We start from the raw sequence: 18,332 nt of genomic DNA, 5'->3' as shown, positions 1-18,332 counted from the left end.
GCGTACACCCATTATTCGGATTAATCACGAGGATTCGGACAATGGAGCGCAAGCCCGTCGACATGCACGCCTTTGGAATGATGCTTCTTGTTTGCATCAGCCTCGGCTTGCAGCAGGTACTGCTCAAAATGACGGCTGCGGATATTTCACCCTTGTTCCAGATCGCACTGCGTTCGGGCGTGGGGGCTGCATTAATCGCCGCTATCATGATCGCGCAGCGTGAAACACTGACGATTGCCAATGGTATCTGGAAACCGGGCTTACTGGTCGGTTTGCTGTTTGCGCTTGAATATCTGTTTCTGGGGGAGGGATTGCGTTTAACCTCTGCCGCTCATGCCGTGGTTTTGCTTTATACAGCACCACTTTTTGCGGCACTCGGTTTGCATGTCCTGGTTCCATCAGAGCGACTGACGACGACCCAATGGGGCGGCATCGCCATTGCCTTTCTAGGCATTGCGATCGCTTTCCTTATTCGCGGTGAGGCTGTCCATGGTGACCTGCACGCGATGTTTGTTGGCGATGGGCTCTGCCTGCTTGCTGGGGTAGCGTGGGGTGCAACGACCGTTGTGGTCCGTGGCTCGCGTCTCGCAGCACTGCCGGCGAAGCAGACCCTGCTCTATCAGCTGCTCACAGCTTTCGTGACCTTGTCAGTTGCCGCATTCCTGATGGGACAAGCGGAGATCAGCTGGAACACTATGGTGATTGGGAGTTTCGCTTTTCAGGCCGTGATTGTCTCGTTCGCGGTGTTCCTGATCTGGTTTCAGCTTCTGCGAATTTATCGCGCGTCCCAATTGGGTTCGCTCTCTTTCATGACACCGATTTTCGGGGTGATTCTGGGCGCGATTATTTTGGGCGAACCTATCGAAGCCAGCTTCGTTGTGGGCACGGTATTTGTAATAACGGGCATTATGATCGTGAACGGCAAAGATGCGCTGGTCGATCACTTTCGCCGGTACAAGCAAGGCTGATCAGGCTGCGTCGTGCTTCTGCCGGTTCACTTTGTTGCAGATTAGATCGTTGACATGTTCCAATGCATGATCGCGTACGCGCATATTGCGCAGATGCTCAAGTGTGTTGGAGACATAATCGACATTGGCACCGGAATCGCCCTGCGCTGTAGCAACGATTGCAGCCGCATCCTCAGCTTTGAGAGATCCTGCATATTGTGTGTGGCGTCGGTCGGCAACATAGGTAACGGCCTGCACATCACGACCGTCTGCCAGACGCAGGCGCAGCCATTTTTCGTGATAGACCTGATTCGACATTTCGCGTTCGCGCAAATAGATCATGACCTCATCTGTCATGTCGCCGGGTACGCGGAAGGCAATGCCGAGGCAGGAACCGCCAGTATCCAGACCCAGCACAAGACCCGGATGGTCGGGCGTTCCGCGATGGACATGGGAATAGATGCAGAGGCTGCGACGATATCCATGCAGGCGTGCGCGCATGGTTTCGACATGGGCAAAGCCGGGCCGCCACATCAGGGAGCCATAACCGAATACCCAGAAGTCGTTCATTCGCTGATCGTCAGTGCGTCTTGTCATGATGGGAATCAATATATGTTCAATTATGGCGAGTTTTTATCGGTAATCTCAGGATATCCCGCATTTTTTGATCGACGGAACTTCACAAGACTCAATCCTGCCATAATATAGCCACCTGTTGGGGACAGCAGAACAGATGATGATGGTTCGGGCTCCTAATGCCCTTTGCTTTGTCACCGCAACCAACTATCTGATTGAAAGAGGCTTTTTCAATGGCGCATGCTGGAATTGAATCGACGAAATCCAGAAAGCGTCCAATCACGATCGCGGTTATCGCTCTGGTGCTTATCGCAGCCTATACGGCAGGCTGGTTCTATGTGGCGGACAAGATCGAAGCGCGTGCTAAGGCCGATATGGCCAAGCTCGCATCGCAAGGCATCGGTGTTCAATGTGAAAACCTGCACACCAGTGGCTATCCGCTGCGTGTGAATGTGGTTTGCGCCAGCATTTCATGGCGCAAGCCCTCCGAAGGCATGTCATTGCGCGCGGGTCGCTTTACGTCGGGTTCTCCGGTTTATGCACCACGTTCGCTGAGCAATGAATTATCGGGTCCCGCCTTTGTCGAGTTTCCCGGCATCCAGCCTCTTGAGGTCAATTGGAGCAAGTTCACCTCCAATACGCGTCTTGCACGTCCATTTCCGACCGAGATTGAGTTGAATGCGCGTGACGTCAGCGTCGGCGTGCGTACGGAAACCACGACCACAGAACTGATCAGCAAGCTTGAGCAGATGAATTTCCGTATGAGCAGCGAAGACGATCAGCTCAAGATCAATGGACGCTTTGCAGCACTGAAGCTTGAACCCTATGTGATCGGGCATGCCAAAAGCCCCGAGATTGATGGGCTGGTCGATATAGCGATTGCCAATGCCGCGACCTTCCTCGCGCCAAGTCCATCACCATTCAATGAACGGATGCGCGGTCATAGCGGCGTGATCAATCAGGCGTTTCTGTCCATGCCAAACGGGGCAATGCTTTCCATCGCGGGTCCGTTTTCGGTCGATATGGAAGGCGAGATTAATGCGGACCTCAAAGTCACGATGGTCAATCCGCAATCCTTTGCGCAGGCCGGACAGACAATTTTCCCTGAACAGGGCGGCAACATTGCCACCGTTCTTTTTGCTCTTTCCGCCATGCCGAAAGACGAAAACGGCAATCCCGTTCTCGAGATTGCCGTTCGTAAGGGAAGAGCCAGTGCTGGATTTATTCCGCTCGGTCGACTGCCGAACCTATAAAGCGTAGTTCTTACTTCTGTTCGCCGGGATGTGCGGCTGCCTGACGACCAAAGTCCGGCGCATCGACTTCCTGACCCGCATCGATGATGCCACGGCGCACAGCGCGTGTGCGGGTGAAGAGGTCAAACAAAGCTTCGCCGTCACCCCAACGGATCGAGCGTTGCAAGGATGCCAGATCTTCCGAGAACCGTGCCAGCATTTCAAGGATTGCATCCTTGTTATGCAGGCAGACGTCGCGCCACATGGTTGGATCGGAAGCTGCCAGACGGGTAAAGTCACGGAAACCTGAAGCCGAATATTTGATGACTTCTGATTTCGTCACCTGTTCCAGATCGCTGGCTGTGCCAACGATGTTATAGGCGATGATATGCGGCAGGTGCGAAACGATGGCCAGCACCAGATCGTGATGCTGTGGGTCCATCTGATCAAGACGCGAACCGCAAGCCGTCCAGAAGGCAGAAAGCTTGTCGATTGCCGCCTGATCGGTGTCGGGCAAAGGCGTGAGAATACACCAGCGATTGGTGAAGAGCTCAGCAAAGCCTGCATCCGGGCCGGAATATTCAGTCCCTGCCAGAGGATGGCCGGGAATGAAATGCACGTTCTCCGGCAGCTCTGGCTGCATCTGCGCGATAACCGATGCCTTGGTCGACCCGACATCGGTGACGATGGCACCCGGCTTCAGGCTGCCTGCTATCTGCTTTGCAACTATACCAGACGAGCCGACAGGCACGGATACAATGACGAGATCAGCGTCTTTGACTGCGCTCGCACTGTCGGTGGAATAGCTGTCGCCGAGGTTTAATTCCTCGGCGCGCTTCAATGTTTCGGCACTGCGTGTGGCGATGGCGATATGATTGGCCAAGCCTTCGCGGCGGATAACGCGCGCCAGCGATGAGCCTATAAGGCCGATACCGATGAGCGCGACTTTTTCAAAATGGACCGTGGACATCGTCTTACTTCAAAAACTCGGCAAGAGCGGCCACAACGCCACGATTGGCTTCTTCTGTGCCCACCGTCATGCGCAGCGCATTGGGGAAGCCGTAGCCGCCAACACGGCGCAGGATATAGCCGCGCTTTGAAAGCCACTCATCCGCCTTGTCTGCCGAATGTGCGGCATCGTCGGGGAAGTGCATGAGCAAAAAGTTTGTCACCGATGGCGTGACACGAAGCCCAAGCCTGGTGAATTCATCGGTCAGCCACGACAGCCACTTCTCGTTATATTCGACCGACTTCACGACATGGGCGCGGTCGCGGATGGCGGCAGCACCAGCAGCAATTGCCGCCGAGTTCATGTTGAATGGGCCGCGGATGCGGTTAACCGCATCGATAACGTGCAATGGTGCATACATCCAGCCGATGCGCAGACCCGGCAGGCCGTGAATCTTCGAGAAGGTACGGGTCATAACGACGTTTTCGTTCGATGACACCAGTTCAAGACCGGATTCATAATCGTTGCGGCGCACATATTCGGCATAAGCAGCATCGAGCACCAGCAGGACGTGCTTTGGCAGACCTGCATGGAGGCGACGCACTTCTTCAAACGGCAGATAAGTGCCGGTCGGGTTGGCAGGATTGGCGATGAAAACGATCTTGGTGCGCGGGGTGACGCCAGCAAGGATAGCATCAACATCGATACGCTCGTCTTTTTCCTTGACGGTTACAGGTGTTGCACCTGCGCCAAGCGTCTGGATCTTGTAAACCGCAAAGCCGTGTTCGGTGATGAGCGCTTCATCGCCCGGTGCCAGATATGTCTGGCAGATGAGGCCGAGCAATTCGTCGGAACCGTTGCCGCAGATAATGTTGCCGATGTTGAGACCCTGAGATTCAGCAATTGCTTCACGCAGCGCTATGGCCTGACCGTCGGGATATGTCGCGAGATGATCGGCCCAGTGTCGATAGGCCTCGACCGCATGTGGGCTGGGGCCGATCGGGGTCTCGTTGGAGGAGAGCTTATAGACCTTTGCGACGCCTTCAACATGTTCCTTGCCGGGTACATAGGCTGCGATATCGAGCAGGCCTGCCTTGGGCTGGGGACGGGAGAGGTTCTGCATATTGGTCATGATTTTGGCTCCGCCAAAAGGACTGTGTTTAAGGTTACGCAGCGGGCATAAACCGCCGCCGCGTTCAAGTCGAGAAAAACCTTACTGTTAGGCTCAGGACCCATTAATTTAATGGAAATGGCACATGAAATGACAAGAGCTGCAAGGAAAGACGCGAAGTACGGGGTGGTCCCCCGTCTGAGCGGCTTGACGCGGCAGATCGCCAAGTCATTTCAGTGTCCGGAGGATGTGGTCCATCCGTCCGGCTACTTTGTCGAAATGGCTTGAAAATAAAGCATATTTCCGTCGCCTTTTCTCCTCGTATCCAAACGGATGGTCTCACACCATTTCCGTCAAATTAATGGGTCCTGAGCCTAAAGGTTGCAGCGTCATGTTTTGGGTTCTTTTGGTGCGGCTTTTCTCAAACCACTGACCGGAGAACCATGAGGCGCAAGAACAGGCACAAAGACACGCCGGGATGAACGTTGAGCGACAGGCAGCCCCTGATAGAGCCGCTTTTGAGCCTCCACCACCAGAACGCCTGAAAAAAGCGGCCAGAGCTTCCGCCCCAACCCCTCAACCGCCATACAGGGTCGCATCATCCAGCGACGCTTCACAGGTGGGAAATGCAACGCATTGCTGATGGTGTTCACAGTGAAGTTGGCTTCGCGTAGCAAGGCCGTCAGCTGTGTGCTGCTATAGGGGCGGCCGCTGCCAAACGGTGTCCGGTCGAGACGCGCCCAGACGCCACGCCGGTTTGGCACGACAATCACCAGCCTGCCATTGGGGGCAAGCACCCGCCACATCTCTTTAAGCGTTTCGGCAGCGTTTTCCGCATATTCCAGAGCATGGACCATCAGAATCCGGTCGATGGACGAATCGGGCAAAGGCAGTTCTTCATCGAAAACCAAAGCAGTTGCCGATTTTTCCGGCGAGGGCCAGGCGATCGCACCTTGCCCGGCAGGCATGAAAGCGAAGCTGCGTTCCGTATCAGCGCTGAACCGATCCAGATAGGGCAGGCTATAACCAAGGCCGACAAGCCGCTCACCCGGCACACGTCCCCAAAGTGCGGCCAGCGCCATGCGGATGGAGCGCTCGGTCAGATGGCCAAGCGTTGTGTCGTAAAAGGAGCGCAGTTCGATAATGTCTGGATGCATGATGGCCACGCTATAACAAATCAATGAAATGGCAAATGCTTATGCTTCGTTTGATTGTTCTGGAAGGCTGCAATCCAAAATGGTGCATTTCTCTGAAAGCATGATATAGAGCGTGCCTTTCAAAGCTATGTTAGGCTTATTTAGCAGGAGAAGCGGCAGATGCCTGAAGTCGGCGGCAAAACAATCGATGTGCTGTTTAGTTCGGAAGAAATTGCTGCGCGCAATCTCGAGCTTGCGAAGGATATCGCCGGACATAAGTTTCATAATCTGCTGACGATTTCGATCCTTAAAGGCTCGTTCATTTTCGCAGCCGATCTCATTCGTGCGATGCACGATGCCGGAGTTGAACCGGATGTCGAATTCATCACCGTTTCAAGCTATGGCAAGGGCACGACCAGCACCGAAGTGCGCCTGTTGCGCGATATCGACAGTGATGTGCGTGATCGTGACGTGCTTCTGATCGACGATATTCTCGAATCCGGCAAGACGCTTAAATTCGTACGCGAACTGATGCTCGAACGCGGTGCGCGCAGCGTCAGCATTGCCGTATTGCTCGACAAGAGCGTGCGTCGCAAGGTTGATCTCAATGCGGATTTCGTTGCCTTTGAATGCCCCGACTACTTTGTCGTCGGCTACGGCATGGATGTAGCCCATTCGTTCCGGCAGTTGCCTTATGTAGGCCACGTTCAGGACTAACCACCAGATTTCGGCGCATTTTTACGCATTATCCAACGCAAAGCCGCTTCGCACCTTTGGCTCAAATGCTTTAGAGCGCGTTTCGATCTGATTGGATCAGATCGGCGCTCTAATATTTGTTTTAACGCGCATCTTTGTCCGAAAACCGTTTCACACTTTTCGGGATGCGCTTTAGTCGAACTGTAACAGTCGCTGGAGATATTCCTTCTCCATCTGTGGCGTTAAAGCGTTGCCAAGTTTGCGGCGGATTTCATCAAGAATTTCACGGGCGCGCTGAATATCAATCTCACCCGGAATCTTCACGTCATCTCCATCTGACGGGCCATTGCCCTGCTGGCGACCAAGCGGATCGCGGCCGCTCTGGCCATTCTGCCCGCTCTGGCCCTGACCTTGCTGACCCATGGCTTGCTGCATTTTTTGCATCATGTCACGGCCACCCCGGCGGAGAGCATCGAGCGCGCTGCCCTGCTGGTCGCTCGCTTCCGAGCCTTCGCTGCGGCCAAGCGCATCGGCGGCATTGCCCATCGATTTTCCTGCATCGGAAAAATCCTGATTGGGGTCTATGCCCAAGCCCTTGAGGTCTTCATTGAACTTCTGCAATTCCTGCTGGAGTTGTTGCTGCTGTTGTTGAAGCTTGCGCATAGCCTCCGCCAGATCTGAAGGCGTATTTCCGGGCTGCTGGCCTTGGCCTGGGCCTTGCCCTGGTTGCGATTCGCCCTGTCCCATAGGGCCGCTGTCGCCGGGAAGCTGGTCATCTCCAAATTCGCCTTCGCCGCTGCCATATTGCTGCTGCTGCATCTGCTGATCGAGTTGGAAGGTCTCATTCATCATCTGCTGCTGACGGCGCATCAGATCGCCGAGTTTGTTCATCTGCTGCTGCATCTGATTGGCCTGGCCCTGACCCTGGCCTTGCTGACCCGGTTGCCCCGGCTGGCCCTGTTGCAGATTATTCATCATATCCTGCAATTGCGACAGGAGCTGTTCCGCCTGATCGCGCGATCCCTGACGTGCCAGATTTTCGATCTGATCCATCATGCGCTGCAAATCCTTTTCGGTCAGTACGCGCGCATTCGGGTCCATCGGCTGATTTCGGGCATTCGGATTTTGCTGCTGACGCTGGGCAAATTCACGCAGGAAATCCTGCATCGCCTTGCGCAGTTCTGCGGAAAGTTTCGCAATTTCTTCTTGCGAAGCGCCATTCTGCAATGCATTGCGCAGCGCTTCCTGTGCCTGGCGCAGACGTTTTTCGGCTGCCGACAGATTACCGTCTTCAATGCCCAGTGCCACCTGCCACATATAATCTGCGGTATCACGCAGCGCATCGTCGCCGGTGGCCAGACGAAGCCGCGTGCGGATCGTCACGAGACCCAGATAATGGGCCGTGTTTTTGATGGTTTCGTCCGGGCGGATCATCAGTGCTGAAAGCATGTCGCGCACATGATCGCGTTGGGTTGCATCAAGTGCGAGTATGCGGCGCTGCTCCGCAACAGCTTTTGCAAGCGGATTGGAGAACGGGCGCTCCGGCAGCTTCATGATCTTGGTTTCACTACGACCGGTCTTGCCGTTTGCATCGGTTACGACGAGCGTAAGCGCCACTTCCTGACCAGCCCATGGATGTTCGGTCAGGTCTTTGGCGGTGGTCGCTTCCTTGGTTCCGCGACGCGGTAACGCAAGTGGCAGCTCCGGCGCATCGTACAGTGGAGCGACTTCCTCGTCCTCGTGATCCATATCGAGAGGAATGATTTCACCATAGGCTTTGGCCGGGCCATAATCGTCGGTGATTTCATAGGAAAGCTGCAATGTGCCATTCAGCGCATGGCCCGGTTCTTTGGTGAACCGAATGGTCGGCGCATTGTCCGGCGTAACGGCAAAGGTCCAGCGCGCATCGGTGCCGGATAGGCTCAGTGTCTGGTCCTGTTGCAGATCATAACGGAAGTTGCGGCTGCCATCGACAAGTGCCTGCTGCTCTGTCGCGACCGCCTCGCCCTCTTCAGGGTTACTCTGAGGCGTGACGGGTTGTATCTCGCTGCGATGGCCGGTCGAATCCGTTGTGGTCAGTCGTTCAGAACTGCCGCCAATAACCCGGATATTGACGATGCTGCCTTGCGGAACAGTGATCGGTTTTCCGACATTCGCTTCATCAAGCGTTGTGCTCAGAAACACCGGCGCACGACCTGTATAGCGCGGTGGCGTTACCCAGGCATCGACGCGTGCAACGGCCGTAGGGCTACCTGCGCGGATATGAAACGCATCGGCAATACGCCCGCTATTGGGGCTGAGGCTGTAAGTAGAAGCGGTCACAAACAGCAGAGCAACAATCGCGCGGAGCGCAAATGGATCACGTTCAGGAATGTGCGGACGCGGCAGGCCCGATTGCAGGTTTTTCAAGCGCTTAGCCATGCGGCGCTTGTGTTCCTGCCAGAGAGCGACGGCAAACGGATCGTTGGTGCCGGTTGCCATTTGTCCGCTCTGCACGGCCAGCGGCTCGTGGATCAGACCATTCACGTCCTCAATACGAGCTGTGACGTCGTCTTCATTGGGGAGGCGAAAACGGAAGGGCAGATAAAGTGCAACAAGACCAGCAAGAGCAAACAGCCCGAGCACGCCGATATGCATTAAGCGCGGCATCAGCGTAAAAAGCCCAAACCAGCTCACGCTTGCAAAAAGGGCAATCAGCAGAATCAGTGGAAGCACGAGAGGCCAGAGCCTCTCGAAGCTGATCGTCAGAAAACTTTGCAGATGAAGGCGCCGCAACGCAGCACCTTCGCCGGAAAACAGGCGGAAAAACGCATCGCGCTTGCGGATCGGCAAGTCTTTGCTGTCTTTTTTCTGCTGTGTCATCTGGACTTTCTGATGCGTGTTCCAGTTGCGATTTGCAGCATAGGATAACACGCATCATGGCAAAGACGAGGCTTTGACCGGAATTTATAACCAGTCAGGCACGGAATCGAGCGCAAGCAGCTCTTCATAGGTCCGGCGTGGACGAATGACATGATAGCGATCGCCATCGACCAGCACTTCCGGAATCAGAAGACGGCTGTTGTAGGTGCTCGACAGAACCGCGCCATAAGCGCCTGTCGTGCAGACAGCAATCAGATCACCCGGAGCAGGTTTTGCCACTTCACGGTCAAGGCCGAGATAGTCGCCGGTTTCGCAGACCGGACCGACAAAATCGGCGCGGATGCGAGGCGCACTATCTTTCGTTTCCTTGACCGGCTTGATGTCGTGGAAAGCTTCGTAAAGGGTTGGGCGAATGAGATCGTTCATCGCCGCATCGACGATGACGAAGTTCTTGGCATCGCCTTCCTTCACGAAAATCACTTCCGTCACCAGAAGACCGGCATTGCCAACGATCAGACGGCCCGGCTCAAATACGGTTTTGAGGCCAAGCGGCTTGATATGCTTTGCGACGATTTCCGCATAAGCAACCGGCAGCGGAGGCGGGTTGTTATCGGTGCGATAAGGGATGCCCAAACCGCCGCCGACATCGACATGGCGGATATTGTGACCATCGGCCTGCAATTCCTTCACGATCTGAGCCATCAGCGCAAAAGCATTGTCGAAAGGCTCCAGATCAATGATCTGGCTGCCGATATGCATATCGATGCCGACGACATCGATACCGGGCAGGCTCGCTGCACGCGCGTAGGCCTGGCGGGCTTTTACGCGTGGGATGCCAAACTTGTTTTCGGACTTGCCGGTCGAGATTTTTGCGTGTGTCTTGGCATCGACATCCGGATTGATGCGCAAGGATACGGAGGCAACCTTGCCAGCTTTGACCGCACGGGCGGAAAGGATTTCCAGCTCCGGTTCAGACTCGACATTGAAGCAATAGATGCCCGCTTCGAGCGCAAAATCCATTTCATGCGGGGTTTTGCCAACGCCGGAAAACACGATCTTGTTTGCGGGAATGCCTGCGGCCAGTGCACGACGAATCTCGCCTTCCGAAACCGTGTCGGCACCGGCGCCAAGCTTGGCAAGTGTCTTGAGTACGGCCAGATTGGAGTTTGCCTTCAACGCATAAGTGACCAGCGTTTCCATCTCCGCAAAAGCTTCGCTGAAGACGCGGAAATGGCGCTCGATGGTGGCGCGGGAATAGACGTAGAAAGGTGTGCCAACCTCGTTTGCGATATCGGGCAGGCTCACATTTTCGGCATGAAGAATGCCGTCGCGATATTCAAAATGATTCACGGGAAACAGTCCCTGCTTGATAGGCTATTACAGAATCTTGTCGAGGATGAAGGGCTTGTCTTCCTTCGGTTTCTCGACTGTGCGGCCCTGCTCATTGGTGATCATCTGCGCAGGCGGCGGTTCAAGCGGGCCTTTTCGTCCGCAAGCGGCAAGAGTGGCAGCAAGGGCTGCGATCAGAAGCACGGAAGAAATGGCGGAGCGGCCTGTCATCAGCTTTGGTTCCCGGAAATTGTCCTATGGGTCAGGTCTAACCCAAAATATCTGAAAGTGAAATCACTCCTTCAAGAGTGATTTCACTAAGATGCTCTGCTCAAGCTTTTGTAATGCGCTTTTTCCAGTAACGGATCTGGCGGCGCACTTCCTGTGGCGCGGTTCCGCCGAAGGACTGGCGGCTCTTGACCGACTTCTCAACCGTCAGATAGCCGAAGATTGCATCGGTGATGCCCGGATTGATCGTTTGCAGATCTTCAAGCGAGAGCCTGGAGAGATCGACCTTTTTGCTTTCGGCCAGAGCCACAGCGCGGCCCGTCACGTGGTGAGCGTCGCGGAATGGAAGACCGAGTTCCCGCACCAGCCAATCGGCCAGGTCGGTTGCAGTTGAATAGCCGGAACCTGCGGCTTTTTTCATGGATGCGACATTAATGGTCAGGTCGCGCACCATGCCGCTCATCGCAGCGATTGCGAGCTCCAGATTTTCGGCAGCGTCGAAAACCTGTTCCTTATCTTCCTGCATATCCTTGGAATAAGCGAGCGGCAGACCCTTCATGATGGTGAGAAGGGCAACGAGCGAACCGTTGATGCGGCCAGTCTTGGCGCGGACCAGTTCGGCAGCATCCGGGTTCTTCTTTTGCGGCATGATCGACGAGCCGGTCGAGAAAGCGTCGGACAGGCGTACGAAATTGAACTGCGGCGTTGACCAGATGACGATTTCTTCTGCAAGACGCGACAGGTGACCAGCGCAGATGGCTGCGAGCGACAGGAATTCGAGCGCATAGTCACGGTCGGAAACGCTGTCGAGCGAGTTGCGGGTTGGCTCACGGAAACCGAGCTCTTTCGCCGTCATGTGGCGATCAATCGGGAAGCCGGTGCCTGCAAGAGCCGCCGCACCCAGTGGTGATTCGTCCATGCGTTCAATCGCGTCGCGTACACGGGAAAGGTCGCGGCCGAACATTTCCACATAGGCCATGCAATGGTGGCCGAAGGTGACGGGTTGTGCAGTCTGAAGATGCGTGAAGCCCGGCATGACGGTTGCAGCATGTTCTTCTGCACGTTCAAGGAAGGCTTCAATCAGGCCTTTCAGCGCTACAGCAGTCTTCTGCATTTCCTGCTTGACCCAGAGGCGGAAATCAACCGCCACCTGATCATTGCGCGAGCGGGCCGTGTGCAGGCGCCCGGCAGAGGCACCAATAAGATCGGCAAGGCGTGCTTCGATATTCATATGAATGTCTTCGAGCTTGCGCGAGAAGGTGAATTTTCCGTCCTCAATTTCCTTGAGGATGGCTTTCAGGCCTTCTTCAATCTTTTTATGGTCTTCTGACGTAATGATGCCAGTCTTTGCAAGCATGGCAGCATGGGCGAGCGAGCCCTGAATATCCTGCGCATAGAGCTTGCGGTCGAAACCAATCGATGCATTGATCTCTTCCATGATCGCATCGGGCCCTGAGGCAAAACGGCCGCCCCACATCTGATTGCTTGATTTTTGTTCGCTCATGCTCGTATGCCTCGGATACATGACTTAAGGAAAAGTGACGCGAGATGGCAGAAGACAACGATAAGGCAAAGTCAGGCAATCGGAAGATCGTCCTTCTTGCAGCGCTTGCCGGTGTCATAGCCGGTATCGGGGCGGTATACGTGATGGAACTGCCTTCTGGCAATGCACCTGGTCGCAATGTTTCAGCAGCGAGCACTGTTTCTGCCCAAAGTGACGAAGCTTCCGCACAATGTGCGTTGAAAGCAGATTCCCTGAAGAGCCTTGATGCCGCTGCAACTGGCACCGTAGCCGCCATGCGCGCGGCGGAAAAGCCAATTTCGGTCGCGCATATTGCTTTCACCGGTCCTGACGGCAAGAAGACGACGCTTGGCGATTATAGGGGCAAGACGCTCCTCGTGAACCTTTGGGCGACGTGGTGTGCGCCTTGCCGTGAGGAAATGCCGGAACTTGACAATCTTCAGGCGAAAAAGGGTGGCAGTGATTTTGATGTCGTTGCCATCAATATCGATACGGGTTCTGACGAGAAGCCAAAAAAATTTCTTGAAGAAATCGGCGTCAAGAGCCTGAGCCTCAACCGTGATGCGACCATGTCGAGCTTCAATGAATTGAAGCGCAAGAATCTGGCATTTGGTCTTCCGGTGACATTGCTGGTTGATAAGGAAGGTTGTCAGATTGCCTCGATGAATGGTCCTGCCCCGTGGGATAGCCCCGACGCAATCAGGCTGATCGAGGCCGCGCAAAAACTTTAGCTAGAGCGCCGGGCGTCCTGTTGGACGCCCAAAGGTCGCTCTAACCCTTTAAAGTCAGAGCATAATTTCACCTTAAACTGATTCAAGTTTAAGGAATTATGCTCTAGACAAGTATCGTATTCAGTGGCTTCCTCTTTCTTGAGAGAGGAAGTTACCCATGAGCGTTGAAGTCTGGCTGGCATTTTCTGCTGCATCTATCGTGCTTCTTATCATACCGGGGCCGACGGTTTTGCTGGTGGTGTCCTACGCACTTGGGCAGGGCTGGAAAGCTGCACTTCCCATGGCTATCGGTGTGGCGCTTGGCGATTTCACAGCCATGACGCTGTCGATGCTGGGGGTAGGGGCATTGCTTGCGGCATCGGCCACGATTTTTACCGCCGTCAAATGGATCGGCGCTGCCTATCTTATCTGGCTCGGTATAAAGCTGTTTCGGGCCGGTGGCACGATGAATGCTAAGGCGCGACATGATCAGGTGAACCCAGTCAGAATGCTGCTTCATGCGTGGCTGGTGACAGCACTTAATCCAAAAAGCATCACGTTTTTCGTGGCCTTCCTGCCGCAGTTCTTAAGCCCGCATCGCGATTTTGTGACACAGATGCTGGTCTTTGAAAGCACGTTCCTTGTGCTGGCTTTTCTCAATGCCTTCGCTTATGCGCTGGTCGCCACGCGTGCGCGACGCTTCTTTGCCAATGAGCGCGCTTTGCGCATCTTCAACCGTGCTGGTGGGACAATGCTGATCGGGGCAGGGATAGCGACCGCTTCGATGCGATCATCCTGATTTAAAGCCGGAGCGTTTCAACTGGACGATTGCCAGTTCAAGCGCGGATAAGAAGGCTGAGCGGTCTTTGGGCGAGAACGGTGCTGGGCCGCGCGTGACTTCGCCTGCCGAACGCAGTGAATCCATCAGGTTGCGCGTGGCGAGCGTATTGCCGATGGTGCTTGCCGTGTGCACTTTTCCATTGGGGGCTATGACCGACGCACCCATTGCAATCGACCGGCTTACAAGTGGGATATCTGCAGTGATCACAACCATGCCCGGTCGGGAATTTTCTGCAATCCAGTCATCTGCTGCATCAAGCTTGTCGGAAACGACAATACGCTCGACGCGTTCTGCGTCGCGCGGGATGGCGATATAGCTGTTGGCGACGAGAACCACGGGCAAGCCATGGCGCTCGGCAACACGATAGATTTCAGCCTTCACCGGGCAGGCGTCGGCATCAACGAGAATGCGGATTGTGTCGTTTTGAACGTCCATGCCGTTTCATAGGTGGATGAGACGCATTTGGCAAATTGATCGCAGCAATCAGATTTATGTGATGGTCTAATAGTGCCAAGAAGACTATTGCAGGCGGCAAATAAGAAAGTCCCTGTCATGGCCACCCGCTTTTTTCCCATCATGTTTGTCCTGCTCTGGGCTACCGGCTTTATCGGTGCCGGGCTCTCCATGCCCTATGCGGAACCGTTCAGTTTCATGGCGGTGCGGTTTTCCATCGCAGCCGTGATCATGATCCTCTGGGCATTGGCAAGCCGTAGCGTTTGGCCTCGCGGCAAGATTTTGATGCACGCAGCCATTGCTGGCTGCCTTATTCATGGCATCTATCTTTCAGCGCTTTTCTGGGCTGTGCATCACGGATTGCCCGCAGGCATGTCCGGACTTGTTGCGGGTCTTCAACCAATGCTGACGACGCTGATTGCAGCTCTTCTTCTGGGGAAGCGCGCCAGCGGGCGACAATGGTTGGGTCTTCTGGTCGGTTTTCTGGGTGTTGCCATGGTGGTCTGGCCGAAGTTTTCTGCCGGTAATGGCGTTGATCCGCAAAGCTTGTGTGCGGCTTTTGTGGCTGTTCTGGCCATCAGCACTGGTACGGTTTGGCAAAAGCGTTTCGGAACAGCGGGCGATCTTAAGGCTGGCACTGCCGTGCAATACATTGCGGCGGCGGCATTGACCGCGATTGGGGCTTTCGCCTTTGAAACACGTGTGATGATCTGGTCACCGGAGCTCATCTTTGCGATGGTCTGGCTGACGCTTGCCATTTCTATCGGAGCCATTCTAGCGCTGTTGGTTATGATTCGCGAAGGTGCCATGTCGAAGGTGGCGTCGCTATTTTATCTGGTGCCGGGCACGGCTGCGATCATGGCCTATCTGATTTTCGGCGAAACGCTCGGACCCATCCAGATTGCAGGCATGGTGGTGACGACGCTCGGCGTCGCGCTGACGACGCTTCGCAAATAGTCACTCTATATTAAGTTCGGGCTGCTGGTGGCGTTTGCGGAAATTCATGATCGCAGCATTGATTTCTGCACCGATGATGAAGATTGCTGAGAGCATGTAGAGAAAGACAATCGCGACCATAATCGAGGCGAGGCCCGCATAGGTAGTGACGTAGCTTGCAAAGGTCTCGAGATATTTTGCGAAGGCGGTTGCGGCTGCAAGCCAGGCAATCAGTGTGATGCCGATGCCCGGCAGAATGTCGCTCAGACGCCGCCGCCCGGCAGGCAACCAGATGTGGACGATAAAGAGAGCAAGTACCAGAACGATCACCGCAATCGTATAGCGCCAGATAGCAATGGTGCCGGTGAAGGGCGCGATATCGGGAAACCATTGCTCGGCAAGGCGTACCGCAAGAGGTGCCAGAACCAGCAGAAAGCTGATTGCCATGAGGCTGATTGTGCCAATAAGTACAAAGCCTAAGCTTTGCAGACGGCAGAAAATGATTGAGCGCTGGTCGGTCACGCGATAGGCGCGGTTCAGCGACATGCGCAACGCTTCAACGCCATTGGATGCAAAATAGGCGGCGGCGATCACACTCAATGTCAGAAGCCCGCTGCGCTGAACGGTTAGAACGTTCATCACTTCATTGGCGATGGGGCCAGCAATATTGGAGGGCCACATGTCGAAAATGACATGCACTGCCGTATTGGCGAATTCTTTGGTGCCGAGGAAGCTGGCGAGTGACGTTGCAAAGATCAGAAACGGGAACATTGCCATCAGCCCGGACAGGGCAATGTGGGAGGCAAATGCCCAGCCGTCGTCGGTGCTGAAATGCCCATAAACGTCGAAAGTGATCTGACGGATAAAACGTCTGATTTTTCGCATCCGCAGATTTTTCCCTTCGGTAAACCGACAAACGACCCAAGCGCCCTTAAATCTAGTATTGGATTCAACATTGCAAGGGCATAGAGCGCTGTGCGCCGTCTTGGGCGCACAAAAAGGTCGCTCTATGCTATTGAATCTACGCATCGTGCTTTCCAAAAATCGATTCCGATTTTTGGGCCGATGCAGTAGCCGATTTTAAATCGGGCACGAATCAAGCACTGTTGCGAAAACGCGACCGCGAGGAACAGGTTGATGGCTCCAGAGAGCGAAAAGCGCAGCATTATCATCACCGGCTGCTCTTCCGGGATCGGTGCCTATTGTGCCGAGGCTTTGCACAAGGCCGGATGGCGCGTGTTCGCGACGGCACGCAAGGATGAGGATATTGCAGCACTCAGAGCCAAAGGGCTTGATGCTTTCTACCTCGATTACACAGAACCGCAATCAATCGAAGCGCTGGTCGATGAAGTGCTGCGTGCAACCGACGGCAAGCTGGATGCGCTGTTCAACAATGGTGCTTATGCACAGCCCGGCGCGATTGAGGATTTGCCGGTTGAAGCATTGCGTGCGCAATTCGAAGCCAATTTCTTTGGTTGGCATGATCTGACACGCCGCATCGTTCCGGTGATGCGAGCACAGGGGCATGGCCGCATCGTGCATTGCTCCTCGATATTGGGGCTTGTGCCAATGAAATGGCGCGGGGCCTATGTGGCATCGAAATTTGCACTTGAGGGTCTGATGCTCGCCCAGCGTATGGAGCTGGAGGGGTCGGGCATTGAGGTTTCGATAATAGAGCCGGGACCGATTGCCTCGCGCTTCACCTATAATGCTGCCATGCATGCACGGGCTAATATTGATCTTGAACATTCAGTGCATCGCGAACTTTACCAGCGCCAGATGGCGAAACTTGACGATGGTGGCACGAAGTCCAAAAACAAGCTTGGCCCGGAAGCGGTTTACGCGGTACTTGTGCATGCATTGGAGGCGCCTAAGCCGCGTCCGCATTATGCGGTTACGCGACCGGCGAAACTGGGTATTCTGGCACGACGCCTGCTGCCGTCGCGCTGGCTCTATCGAATGCTGTCCGACCAGTCTTGAAAACAGAGATGGCGGATTATGGGAGAAAATAAATGGACTTTCTGTTCAAGGCTGCGGCCATGGTGGCCATGTTCGCCGTGGCAATTGTGCTGATTATCGGCCTGCGCAACATGATGCGCGGCGGTGACGGAAACTTCTCCAACAAAATGATGCAGTTACGTGTCTTCCTGCAGTTTGTCGCGATTGTGCTAATCGTTGCAGCCGTATATTTCGCACGCCAGACCAGCGGCCAGTAACCATGGTCAAGCTCAACAAGATTTATACACGCACAGGCGACGATGGTACGACAGGCCTGACCTCCGGGCCACGCAGGCTGAAATCTGATCTGCGTGTGGAAGCCTATGGTACTGTCGATGAAACCAACGCCTGCATCGGTCTTGCTCGGCTTCATACGAGCGACGCTGATCATGGGCATATCGATGTGATGCTTATGCGCATCCAGAATGATCTGTTTGATCTTGGTGCCGATCTTTCAACGCCTGATGACGGTGAGCCACTCGCCTACGAGCCGCTGCGTATCGTTGCCTCGCAGGTTACGCGGCTTGAATCCGACATTGATTATTTGAATGCGGCTATTCCGCCTTTGCGTTCGTTCATTTTACCGGGTGGCTCTGCCGCCTCTGCCGCATTGCATTTGGCGCGTACCGTTTCGCGCCGTGCCGAACGGCTGATGGTACAGCTTGCAAAGACCGAAGGCGAAGTGGTTTCAAAGGAAGCGCTGCAATATATCAATCGCCTCTCCGATTTCCTGTTTGTCGCCGCCCGCGCCGTCAATGATAACGGCGCGAAGGATGTGCTTTGGGTGCCGGGCCAAAACCGCTAGT

Annotated in this window: 19 protein-coding genes; 9 read left to right on the top strand and 10 right to left on the bottom strand. The window is 54.9% G+C overall.

Translation table 11 applies throughout. From position 1 onward, the window contains the following. The first annotated feature begins 41 nt into the window (after window positions 1–41). Window positions 42–968, top strand: a complete 927-nt coding sequence (locus C9380_RS11480) for a DMT family transporter (protein WP_128093565.1) — start codon at window positions 42–44, stop codon at window positions 966–968. On the opposite strand, the gene C9380_RS11475 is transcribed toward C9380_RS11480, so the two are convergent. Next, on the bottom strand, window positions 969–1,544 hold the full coding sequence (locus C9380_RS11475; RefSeq protein ID WP_128093564.1) for a gamma-glutamylcyclotransferase: 576 nt from the start codon (window positions 1,542–1,544) through the stop codon (window positions 969–971). Window positions 1,545–1,756: 212 nt separating this feature from the next. Between C9380_RS11475 and C9380_RS11470 the strand changes: the two genes are divergently transcribed. Continuing rightward, complete coding sequence (locus C9380_RS11470; RefSeq protein WP_128093563.1) at window positions 1,757–2,776, top strand: DUF2125 domain-containing protein; 1,020 nt, start codon at window positions 1,757–1,759, stop codon at window positions 2,774–2,776. Between the two features lie 10 nt (window positions 2,777–2,786). Here the strand turns inward: C9380_RS11470 and C9380_RS11465 are convergent, their stop codons facing one another. The 3 genes from C9380_RS11465 to C9380_RS11455 form a co-directional block, all read right to left on the bottom strand. Next, a complete protein-coding gene (locus tag C9380_RS11465; RefSeq protein ID WP_024898580.1) occupies window positions 2,787–3,725 on the bottom strand; it encodes a prephenate/arogenate dehydrogenase family protein in 939 nt (312 codons plus the stop codon). A gap of 4 nt (window positions 3,726–3,729) precedes the next feature. Further along, on the bottom strand, window positions 3,730–4,836 hold the full coding sequence (gene hisC, locus C9380_RS11460; RefSeq protein WP_024898581.1) for a histidinol-phosphate transaminase: 1,107 nt from the start codon (window positions 4,834–4,836) through the stop codon (window positions 3,730–3,732). Window positions 4,837–5,204: 368 nt separating this feature from the next. Further along, complete coding sequence (locus C9380_RS11455; protein ID WP_036567565.1) at window positions 5,205–5,972, bottom strand: class I SAM-dependent methyltransferase; 768 nt, start codon at window positions 5,970–5,972, stop codon at window positions 5,205–5,207. Window positions 5,973–6,131: 159 nt separating this feature from the next. On the opposite strand from C9380_RS11455, the gene hpt reads away from it, so the two are divergent. Beyond that, on the top strand, window positions 6,132–6,668 hold the full coding sequence (hpt, locus tag C9380_RS11450; protein WP_100558490.1) for a hypoxanthine phosphoribosyltransferase: 537 nt from the start codon (window positions 6,132–6,134) through the stop codon (window positions 6,666–6,668). Between the two features lie 171 nt (window positions 6,669–6,839). Here hpt and C9380_RS11445 read toward each other — a convergent pair whose 3' ends face one another. The 4 genes from C9380_RS11445 to argH form a co-directional block, all read right to left on the bottom strand. Then, complete coding sequence (locus tag C9380_RS11445) at window positions 6,840–9,509, bottom strand: TIGR02302 family protein (RefSeq protein ID WP_128093562.1); 2,670 nt, start codon at window positions 9,507–9,509, stop codon at window positions 6,840–6,842. 84 nt (window positions 9,510–9,593) lie between these two features. Next, window positions 9,594–10,859 carry a diaminopimelate decarboxylase gene (gene lysA, locus C9380_RS11440; RefSeq protein WP_128093561.1) on the bottom strand — a complete coding sequence of 422 codons (1,266 nt, stop codon included), beginning with the start codon at window positions 10,857–10,859 and terminating at the stop codon, window positions 9,594–9,596. A gap of 27 nt (window positions 10,860–10,886) precedes the next feature. Further along, window positions 10,887–11,069 carry an LPS translocon maturation chaperone LptM gene (gene lptM, locus C9380_RS11435; RefSeq protein WP_024898585.1) on the bottom strand — a complete coding sequence of 61 codons (183 nt, stop codon included), beginning with the start codon at window positions 11,067–11,069 and terminating at the stop codon, window positions 10,887–10,889. A gap of 100 nt (window positions 11,070–11,169) precedes the next feature. After that, window positions 11,170–12,570, bottom strand: a complete 1,401-nt coding sequence (gene argH, locus C9380_RS11430) for an argininosuccinate lyase (RefSeq protein ID WP_100558492.1) — start codon at window positions 12,568–12,570, stop codon at window positions 11,170–11,172. Window positions 12,571–12,614: 44 nt separating this feature from the next. On the opposite strand from argH, the gene tlpA reads away from it, so the two are divergent. Both tlpA and C9380_RS11420 read left to right on the top strand, forming a co-directional pair. After that, on the top strand, window positions 12,615–13,319 hold the full coding sequence (gene tlpA / locus C9380_RS11425) for a thiol:disulfide interchange protein TlpA (protein WP_100558493.1): 705 nt from the start codon (window positions 12,615–12,617) through the stop codon (window positions 13,317–13,319). Window positions 13,320–13,476: 157 nt separating this feature from the next. Further along, window positions 13,477–14,097 carry a LysE family translocator gene (locus C9380_RS11420; RefSeq protein ID WP_128093560.1) on the top strand — a complete coding sequence of 207 codons (621 nt, stop codon included), beginning with the start codon at window positions 13,477–13,479 and terminating at the stop codon, window positions 14,095–14,097. Here C9380_RS11420 and C9380_RS11415 read toward each other — a convergent pair. Then, window positions 14,089–14,574 carry a YaiI/YqxD family protein gene (locus C9380_RS11415; RefSeq protein ID WP_105705646.1) on the bottom strand — a complete coding sequence of 162 codons (486 nt, stop codon included), beginning with the start codon at window positions 14,572–14,574 and terminating at the stop codon, window positions 14,089–14,091. The genes C9380_RS11420 and C9380_RS11415 overlap by 9 nt on opposite strands. A 117-nt stretch (window positions 14,575–14,691) precedes the next feature. Here C9380_RS11415 and C9380_RS11410 point away from each other — a divergent pair, with 117 nt between their 5' ends. Then, window positions 14,692–15,549, top strand: a complete 858-nt coding sequence (locus C9380_RS11410; protein ID WP_128093559.1) for a DMT family transporter — start codon at window positions 14,692–14,694, stop codon at window positions 15,547–15,549. Here C9380_RS11410 and C9380_RS11405 read toward each other — a convergent pair whose 3' ends face one another. After that, window positions 15,550–16,413, bottom strand: a complete 864-nt coding sequence (locus C9380_RS11405; RefSeq protein WP_024898591.1) for a YihY/virulence factor BrkB family protein — start codon at window positions 16,411–16,413, stop codon at window positions 15,550–15,552. A gap of 252 nt (window positions 16,414–16,665) precedes the next feature. On the opposite strand from C9380_RS11405, the gene C9380_RS11400 reads away from it, so the two are divergent. From C9380_RS11400 to C9380_RS11390, 3 genes are read left to right on the top strand one after another with little or no spacing between them, the layout of a single operon-like run. Then, the gene (locus tag C9380_RS11400; protein ID WP_100558496.1) at window positions 16,666–17,508 is read left to right on the top strand and encodes an SDR family oxidoreductase; all 843 of its coding nucleotides are present in this window, start codon (window positions 16,666–16,668) and stop codon (window positions 17,506–17,508) included. 32 nt (window positions 17,509–17,540) lie between these two features. Continuing rightward, entirely contained in the window at window positions 17,541–17,744 is a 204-nt protein-coding gene (locus C9380_RS11395) for a twin transmembrane helix small protein (protein ID WP_024898593.1), read from the top strand. A 2-nt stretch (window positions 17,745–17,746) separates the two neighbouring features. Further along, window positions 17,747–18,331 carry a cob(I)yrinic acid a,c-diamide adenosyltransferase gene (locus tag C9380_RS11390; RefSeq protein WP_100558497.1) on the top strand — a complete coding sequence of 195 codons (585 nt, stop codon included), beginning with the start codon at window positions 17,747–17,749 and terminating at the stop codon, window positions 18,329–18,331. Window position 18,332 lies beyond the last annotated feature (1 nt).

The sequence above is a fragment of the Brucella pituitosa genome (genome assembly GCF_003049685.1).
In the GTDB taxonomy this organism is placed as follows: Bacteria; Pseudomonadota; Alphaproteobacteria; order Rhizobiales; family Rhizobiaceae; genus Brucella; species Brucella pituitosa.
This window is presented reverse-complemented; position numbering and strand designations above follow the sequence as displayed.